The 1,114-nt window shown below is 47.8% G+C and carries 1 rRNA gene; it reads right to left on the bottom strand.

Annotated features, from left to right (window positions below):
• Window positions 1-1,114 (bottom strand): 23S ribosomal RNA (locus LX64_RS25700); the annotation flags it as partial.

The raw sequence follows: 1,114 nt of genomic DNA, 5'->3' as shown, positions 1-1,114 counted from the left end.
CGTACGATTACCAACCGTACTGAGGGTACCTTTGCGAGCCTCCGTTACTTTTTAGGAGGCGACCACCCCAGTCAAACTACCCACCAAACAATGTCTCCGTTTTCACGGATTAGACTCTAAGTAACAGGAGGTTGGTATTTCAACGATGACTCCACAACTCCTGGCGAAGCTGCTTCATAGTCTCCCAACTATCCTACACACCTATTACTCAAAATCAATGTTAAGTTGTAGTGAAGGTTCACGGGGTCTTTCCGTCCCGTTGCGATTAACCGGCATCTTCACCGATACTACAATTTCACCGAGCTCGTGGTAGAGACAGTGTCCAACTCATTAGACCATTCGTGCAGGTCGGAACTTACCCGACAAGGAATTTCGCTACCTTAGGACCGTTATAGTTACGGCCGCCGTTTACTGGGGCTTCAGTCAGGAGCTTTGTATTGCTACGAACACCCTTCCTTAACCTTCCAGCACCGGGCAGGTATCAGGCTCTATACTTCATCTTACGATTTTGCAGGGCCCTGTGTTTTTGTTAAACAGTTGGTTGGACCATTTTACTGAGACCGCATCACTGCGGTACGCCTTATCCCGAAGTTACAGCGTCAATTTGCCTAGTTCCTTTACCACGGATCACTCGAGCGCCTTAGGATATTCTCCTCGACTACCTGTGTCGGTTTACGGTACGGGCTGCTTTAACCTAGCCTTAGGGGTTTTTCTTGGAAGCCTGTTTAGGGACATTATCAGCGCTGCCGAAGCTTTGCCGTACTATCGAGTTCGCCAGTTCGAGCGGATTTGCCTACTCAACCTTTAACTACACTCTTTAACGTAGTATTCCGTAACTACGCAGTCCTTTCACGTCTCCGTTACCCCGTCGAAATTAAAGCAGGTAATGGAATATTCACCATTTTGCCATCAGCTACCCCTCTCGGGTTTGCCTAAGGACCCGACTAACCCTGATCCGATTAGCGTTGATCAGGAACCCTTAGTCTTACGGCGAGAAGATTTTTCATCTTCTTTATCGTTACTTATGCCTACATTTTCTTTTCTGAACGCTCCAACATACCTCGCGGTACACCTTCAATGCAGTTCAGAATGCTCCCCTACCGATATGCAGCCT

It is taken from the genome of Chitinophaga skermanii, assembly GCF_003259335.1.
Lineage (GTDB): Bacteria > Bacteroidota > Bacteroidia > Chitinophagales > Chitinophagaceae > Chitinophaga > Chitinophaga skermanii.
This window is presented reverse-complemented; position numbering and strand designations above follow the sequence as displayed.